Here is a 6,598-nt window from a genome sequence, read left to right as displayed (position 1 = left end):
CCATGGCGACGGCCATCGCCCTGACCCACGACGCCTTCGACGCCGCCCTGATGCTGGGCATCTGCGACAAGATCGTGCCAGGCCTGGTGATCGGGGCGCTGTCCTTTGGCCACCTGCCGGTGATTTTCGTGCCCGGCGGTCCGATGAGTTCGGGCCTCTCCAACGCCGAGAAGGCCCGCGTGCGCGGGCTGTTCGCCGAGGGCAAGGCGACCCGCGACGAACTGCTCGAAACCGAGATGAAGTCCTATCACGGCCCGGGCACCTGCACCTTCTACGGCACCGCCAACTCCAACCAGATGATGATGGAGATGATGGGCCTGCACCTGCCGGGCTCGGCCTTCGTCCATCCCAACACCCCGCTGCGCGACGCCCTGGTCGCCGCGGCGCCCAAGCGCGCCATCGAGATCGCGAACGGAACCAACAGCTATACGCCGATGGCCGCGGTGGTGGACGAGAAGTCCATCGTCAACGCCCTGGCCGGCCTGCTGGCCACCGGCGGCTCGACCAACCACACCCTGCATCTGGTAGCCATGGCTAGGGCGGCCGGGATCGTCATCGACTGGCAGGACTTCGACGAACTGTCCAAGGTTACGCCGCTGCTCGCGCGGGTCTATCCGAACGGTTCGGAGGACGTGAACGCCTTCCATGCGGCGGGCGGCATGGCCTTCGTGGTGCGTGAGCTGCTGGACGCCGGCCTGGCCCACGATGACGTTGTCACCGTCGCCGGCGCCGGCCTGCGGCTCTATCAGCAGGAGCCGTTCCTTCAGGACGGCAAGCTGGTCTGGCGCGAAGGCGCGGCCCAGTCGCTGAACCTCGATATCCTGCGTCCCGCCACCGATCCCTTTTTGCCGGAGGGCGGCATGCGGCTGCTCACCGGCGGCCTCGGCCGGGCGGTGATCAAGACCTCGGCGGTCAAGGAAGCCAATCTCATCGTCGAGGCGCCGGCCCTGGTCTTCGAGGACCAGGACGACCTGCTCGAGGCCCACAAGCGCGGCGAACTCAACCGCGACTTCATCGCCGTGGTCCGCTTCCAGGGCCCGACCGCCAACGGCATGCCCGAACTACACAGCCTGACCCCGGTGCTTGGCGTCTTGCAGGACAAGGGCTTCAAGGTGGCCCTGGTCACCGACGGACGGATGTCCGGCGCCTCGGGCAAGGTGCCCGCCGCCATTCACGTCACGCCGGAGGCCGCCCATGGCGGACCGCTGGCCTATGTCCGCGAGGGCGACATCATCCGTCTGGACGCCCATTCCGGGGTGCTGGAGATCAAGGTCGATGCGGCGCAGTTGGCGGCGCGCCCGCGCGCGGTGACGCCGGCCGCCGGTTTCGGCTATGGCCGTGAGTTGTTCGGCTGGATGCGCAAAGCCGCCGGACCAGCAGAACTGGGGGCTAGCGCCCTCTTCGGAGACGCCGCGTGAAGACAGTCTATACCGGCCTGGTCGGCGATGTGGGCGGCACCAACGCCCGCCTCGCCGTGGTGGATTCCGCCGGGCGTATTCGCAATCCCAAGACCTATCCGGCCAAGGAGTATGGCTCGCTAACCGAGGTGATCGGCGAGTATCTGGAGACCACGGTTGGTCGCCAGAAGCTGCACACCGCCGCCATCGCGGTCGCCGGACCGGTGGTGGACGGCGAGATCGAGTTCACCAATCTGGACTGGCGGATTTCCGAGGGCGAGCTGATCGGAACCTTCGAGTTCCACGCCGCCCGCCTGATCAACGACTTCGCCGCCCAGGCCCTCGCCGCGCCGGTGCTCGACGCCGACGACCTGCGGACCATCGGCCCGGTGACGCGCGGCGCCGAGGGCGCGCCCATCCTGGTGCTGGGGGCGGGGACCGGCTTTGGAACCGCCATGGTGGTTCGCACCGAACGCGGCGACATCGCTATTCCAAGCGAGGGCGGGCATGCGGCCTTCGCGCCCTATGACGGGGTCGAGGCGGCGATCTGGGCCTCGCTGCGTCGCACCCACGGCCGGGTGTCGATCGAGCGGCTGCTGTCGGGGCCGGGGCTCTATTCACTCTATCGCGGCCTGGCCGACGTGCGCGGCGTGGCCGCCGATCTGAAGGACGAGAAGGAAGTGCTGGCCGCTGGGCAGGCGGGCGGCGATCTGCTGGCTGACGAGGCCCTCGACCGGTTCTGCGAGATACTCGGCTCGGTGGCCGGCGACATCGCCCTGACCTGCGGCGCGCGGGGCGGGGTCTATGTCTCCGGGGGGATGGCGCCGCGCATGGCCGACCGCCTCGCCGCGGGCGGCTTCCGCCGGCGGTTCGAAGACAAGGGTCGGCTTTCCGACTATACCCGCGACATTCCGACCCATCTCGTCGTCCACCCCTTCGCGGCCCTGGTCGGCGCGGCACGGGTGCTGGAGCAGATGGAAGGAAGCGTCCTTTGACCCTGGTCGAGATCCTGAAGCTGGCGCCTGTGGTGCCGGTCCTGATTATCGAGGAAGAGGCGCACGCCGTTCCGCTGGCCAAGGCCCTGGTGGCCGGCGGTCTCTACGCCTTGGAAGTCACCCTGCGCACGCCGGTGGCGATCGAATGCATCCGCCGCATCGCCGGCGAGGTCGAGGGCGCTGTCGCGGGCGCCGGCACCATCCTGACCGCGTCGGCCCGCCAGGCGGCGGCCGACGCCGGCGCGAAATTCGGTGTCAGCCCTGGTCTGATCGAGGGGGAGGGTTTCGAGGGGCCGCTGCCGCTGCTGCCGGGCATCGCCACGGCGACCGAATTGATGTCGGGCCTGCGCGCCGGCTACACCCACTTCAAGCTGTTCCCCGCCAATATCGTCGGCGGCGTCGGAGCGCTGAAGGCCTTTTCCAGCCCGTTCCCCCAGGCGACCTTCTGCCCGACCGGCGGGGTCGACGCGAAGAACGCCTCCGACTACCTGGCCCTGCCGAACGTGATCTGTGTCGGCGGCAGCTGGGTCGCCCCAGCTGACGCCGTCCGCGCCGGCGATTGGGGCCGCATCACCGATCTGGCGCGCGTGGCCTCCCAACTTGGCAAGGCGGCGTAAAAGCCGCCCGCCCTTCCTCCCCAGCGAAAGCAGGGGAGGAAATAGAGCCTGGCTCAGCGCCCCGTGAAGTGGCCGGCGCGGCGTTCCTGGACGGCTCGGACACCTTCGGCGAAGTCCTCGGTCGCGCGCAGAATGGTCTGCTGGGCGTGCTCATGGTGGGTCTGGGCGCGAACCGCTTCGGCCAGGCCCTGGCGCAGGGTCTTGCGGGTGGCGAGCACGGCCAGGGGCGCGTTCTCGGCGATCTCGGCGGCGAGCGCCTGGGCCGAGGCCAACAGGTCCGTCAGCGGCACGACTTCATCCACCAGCCCCCAGGCCAGGGCTTCGTCGGCCTTCACCCGGCGGCCGGTCAGGAACATCAGGTTGGCGCGTTGTTGGCCGATCAGACGGGGCAGGGTGTGGGTCAGGCCAAAGCCGGGATGGAAGCCCAGCTTGACGAAATTGGCCGCGAACCGCGCCTCGGGCGCCGCCACCCGGAAATCGGCGACGAGGGCGAGGCCCAGGCCCGCGCCCACCGCCGCGCCCTGCACGGCCGCGATGATCGGGGTCTCCACCGAGAACAGTCGCACCGCCTGATCATAGAGGGCGTTGATGCCGCCCATGCCCTTGCCGGCGATGCCGTCCGGGGCCACCAGGTCGGCGCCGGCGCAGAACGCCTTGCCGGCCGAGGTCAGCACCACGGCGCGGCAGTTGTTGGAGTTGTCGAGGTTTTCCAGGGCGTCGGCCAGGTCTTTCATCAACTCGACCGAGACGTGGTTGTTCGGCGGCCGGTCGATCGTGACCGTCGCTATGTGGCCTTCGATGCTCACCTTGAGGTGGTCGCCGTAAGCGGTCTTCATCGTCTCGATCCCATCAGGTTGCGGGCCACCACCCATTTGTGGACTTCGGTGGGGCCATCATAGATTCGCATGGTGCGCAGGCGCGTGGCCATCAGTTGCAGCGGCAGTTCCTTGGTCATGCCCATGGCGCCGAAGGTCTGCATCGCCCGGTCGACGACCTCCCAGGCCATCTCGGTCGAGTAGGCCTTGATCATCGAGATCTCCTGGCGGACGTCCCGGCCCTGGTCGAGTTTCCAGGCGCAGTCATAGGTCATCAGCCGGGCGGCGTGAATTCGGGTGGCGGCGTCGGCCACCCACCACTGTATCGCCTGGCGTTCGCTGAGCGGCAGGCCGAAGGTCTTCCGCTGTGGGGCGTAGTCGCAGATCATGTCCAGCGCCCGCTGGGCCATGCCGATCGACCATGAAGCCATCTCGATCCGCCGCGTGCCCAGTCGCAGCTGCATGGGCGCAAAGCCGTTGCCCTCTTGGCCGAGCAGCTTCCAGCCCTCGACCCGGCAGTCGTCCAGCGCCACCTCATAGGTCGCCTGGCCGCCGATCATCGGGATTTTGCGCAGCACGTTGAAGCCCGGCGTTCCCTTATCGATCAGGAACGCCGACATGCCGCCGCGCGCGCCCTTCTCCTTGTCGGTCACCGCCATCAGGATGGTGAAGTCGGCCTCTTCGGCGCGGCTGATCCATATCTTCCGTCCACTGATGATCCAGTCCTCGCCGTCGCGCACGGCCCGGGTGATCATGCCGGCCGGGTCGGCGCCGGCGCCGGGTTCGGAGATGCCGATGGCGCTGATGGTCTCGCCGCGTACATAGGGGGCCAGATAGGCTTCGCGCTGGCGCTCGTTCACGGTGGCGGCCAGCATCCGCAGGTTCGGGCTGTCAGGCGGCAGGGTGTAGGGGGTGACCGTCTTGCCCAACTCCTCGTTGACCCCGACCATCGCCACGGCCGGCAGGTCGACGCCGCCGACGTCCTCGGGCGCGTCCAGGCCCCAGAGGCCGAGCGACTTGGACACCTCGTCCAACCGCTTGTGCTCGGCAGCTCCGATGCCCAGGCCCTTGCCGTCGGCTTCGCGGGCCAGGACTCCGGCCTCCAGCGGCATCAGTTCGTCCTGAACGAAGCGGGCGACCAGCTCCTTCAGCATCCTGTGTTCGTCGGAAAGTGCGAAGTCCACTAGCCCTCCCCCGCGTCAATGCGCGATCTTTGAGGCGATCATAACGAGACGGTTCGCAGAGGGGAGGCCTGACGTGGCGGAAGTAAAGCAGTTGGCTGGAGAAGCCACCGGGCCGCTCAAGGGCGTGCGCATCCTCGACCTGACCAGCGTGGTGTTCGGGGCCTATGCGACCCAGATGCTGGGCGACCAGGGCGCCGAGGTGATCAAGCTCGAGGACCCGGGCTCGGCGAGCGGCGATGGCGGCGACATCATGCGTTGGCCGGGCCACACCCCGGAGGGCTGGCCGCGCGACCTTGGCCCCATCTTCCTGACCATCAACCGCAACAAGCGCTCGGTGATGTTCAACCTGGCCGACCCGAAATCGCGTCGAAGCCTGGAGCAGTTGATCAAGAGCTGCGACGTCTTCGCCACCTCGATCCGCTATGAGGGCCTCAAACGCCTGGGCCTGGCCTATGAGGACGTGAAGGCTCTGCGGCCGGACGTCGTCTATGTCCACGCCGCCGGCTATGGCTCCGAGGGACCCTATGCGGGGGAGCCGGCCTATGACGACCTGATCCAGTCGGCCTGCGGCCTAGCCGACATCCTGCCGCGTACCGATGGTAACCCGACCCCGCGCATCCTGCCGACCCTGGTGGCCGACAAGGTCTCGGGACTGTTCATGGCCCAGGCGATCACGGCGGGTCTGTTCAGTCGCAGCCAGACCGGGCAGGGCCAGTTCATCGAGGTGCCGATGTTGGAGTGCATGACCAGCTTCACCCTGGTCGAGCACCTTTACGACCACGCCTTCGATCCGCCGACCGGCCAGTGGGGTTATCAGCGGGTGGTCAATCCGCACCGCAAGCCGTTCCCGACCAAGGACGGCCACATCGGACTGCTGCCCTATACCGACAAACAGTGGGACATCTTCTTCGAGGTGGCCGGCTGGGGCGAGACCTTCGCCAAGGACCCGCGGTTCCAGGCCAAGGCGCGCGGCAAGCACATCCACGAACTCTATGCCCTGGTCGAGACCGTCACGGTCACCAAGACCACCGACGAGTGGCTGGCCCTGCTCAAGCCGCTGTCGATCCCGGTCACCCGCACCAATCGCCTGGACGACCTGCCCAATGATCCGCACCTGAAGGCGGTCGGCTTCTTCCAGAAGTACGACCATCCCCAGGCTGGGACCTACATCGCGATGAAGCCGCCGGTGAAGTTCACCGGCACGCCCTCCAGCATCCGCCGCCATCCTCCGCGACTGGGCGAACATACGGAGGAAGTCCTGGCCGAGCTGTCGGAGACGCAAGAGACCTGATGCGGCTGGGCGGCGTTAATCGCCTCTCCCCACCGGGGAGAGGTCGGGTGAGGGGAAGCGTCGCGTAGCGGCGCAACTCAGCCTCGATAATCAGCGAGGGGGGAAGCCGATAGGCCGCCCCCTCACCTAACCTCTCCCCAGCGGGGAGAGGAATTTCGTCTTAAGCCGGCGCGAACACCGGGACCGGCGGGCCGTTCTCGGTCGGCTGGAACTTCACCTTGACCTTTTGGCCGATGGAGAGCTCGCCCACCGCCACGTCGACGAAGTTGGTCAGGACGGCGGGGCCTTCCTTCAGGGTC

7 protein-coding genes are annotated in these 6,598 nt (G+C 67.9%); 4 read left to right on the top strand and 3 right to left on the bottom strand.

Annotated features, from left to right (window positions below):
* The 3 genes from edd to eda all read left to right on the top strand — a co-directional run.
* A partial coding sequence (gene edd / locus Q7T84_RS13960; protein WP_304809949.1) for a phosphogluconate dehydratase occupies positions 1-1,418 on the top strand: 1,418 nt, incomplete at its 5' end.
* On the top strand, positions 1,415-2,392 hold the full coding sequence (gene glk / locus Q7T84_RS13955; RefSeq protein WP_304809947.1) for a glucokinase: 978 nt from the start codon (positions 1,415-1,417) through the stop codon (positions 2,390-2,392). The genes edd and glk, both read left to right, overlap by 4 nt.
* Positions 2,389-3,009: a bifunctional 4-hydroxy-2-oxoglutarate aldolase/2-dehydro-3-deoxy-phosphogluconate aldolase gene (eda, locus tag Q7T84_RS13950; protein WP_304809945.1), complete on the top strand. Its 621-nt coding sequence runs from the start codon at positions 2,389-2,391 to the stop codon at positions 3,007-3,009. Before glk ends, eda begins: the two co-directional genes overlap by 4 nt.
* A gap of 53 nt (positions 3,010-3,062) precedes the next feature.
* Here eda and Q7T84_RS13945 read toward each other — a convergent pair whose 3' ends face one another.
* Together Q7T84_RS13945 and Q7T84_RS13940 are read right to left on the bottom strand one after the other, a co-directional pair.
* Positions 3,063-3,845 (bottom strand): enoyl-CoA hydratase/isomerase family protein, encoded by a 783-nt coding sequence (locus Q7T84_RS13945; protein WP_304809943.1) that lies wholly within the window; start codon positions 3,843-3,845, stop codon positions 3,063-3,065.
* Positions 3,842-5,008: an acyl-CoA dehydrogenase family protein gene (locus Q7T84_RS13940; RefSeq protein WP_304809941.1), complete on the bottom strand. Its 1,167-nt coding sequence runs from the start codon at positions 5,006-5,008 to the stop codon at positions 3,842-3,844. The genes Q7T84_RS13945 and Q7T84_RS13940 overlap by 4 nt, the downstream gene beginning before the upstream one ends.
* A 73-nt stretch (positions 5,009-5,081) precedes the next feature.
* Between Q7T84_RS13940 and Q7T84_RS13935 the strand changes: the two genes are divergently transcribed.
* Positions 5,082-6,299, top strand: a complete 1,218-nt coding sequence (locus Q7T84_RS13935; protein WP_304809938.1) for a CaiB/BaiF CoA-transferase family protein — start codon at positions 5,082-5,084, stop codon at positions 6,297-6,299.
* 160 nt (positions 6,300-6,459) lie between these two features.
* Here Q7T84_RS13935 and Q7T84_RS21170 read toward each other — a convergent pair whose 3' ends face one another.
* The gene (locus Q7T84_RS21170; RefSeq protein ID WP_370653664.1) at positions 6,460-6,594 is read right to left on the bottom strand and encodes a hypothetical protein; all 135 of its coding nucleotides are present in this window, start codon (positions 6,592-6,594) and stop codon (positions 6,460-6,462) included.
* Positions 6,595-6,598 lie beyond the last annotated feature (4 nt).

The organism is Phenylobacterium sp. (assembly GCF_030654915.1).
Classification (GTDB): domain Bacteria; phylum Pseudomonadota; class Alphaproteobacteria; order Caulobacterales; family Caulobacteraceae; genus Phenylobacterium.
Note: the sequence above shows the minus strand (reverse complement) of the source record. Positions and strands in the feature narration are given on the sequence as shown.

Bases quoted from the DNA above. Each gene is read 5' to 3' on its own strand.
- Q7T84_RS13945 (WP_304809943.1), bottom strand. From the start codon at position 3,845: ATGAAGACCGCTTACGGCGACCACCTCAAGGTGAGCATCGAAGGCCAC.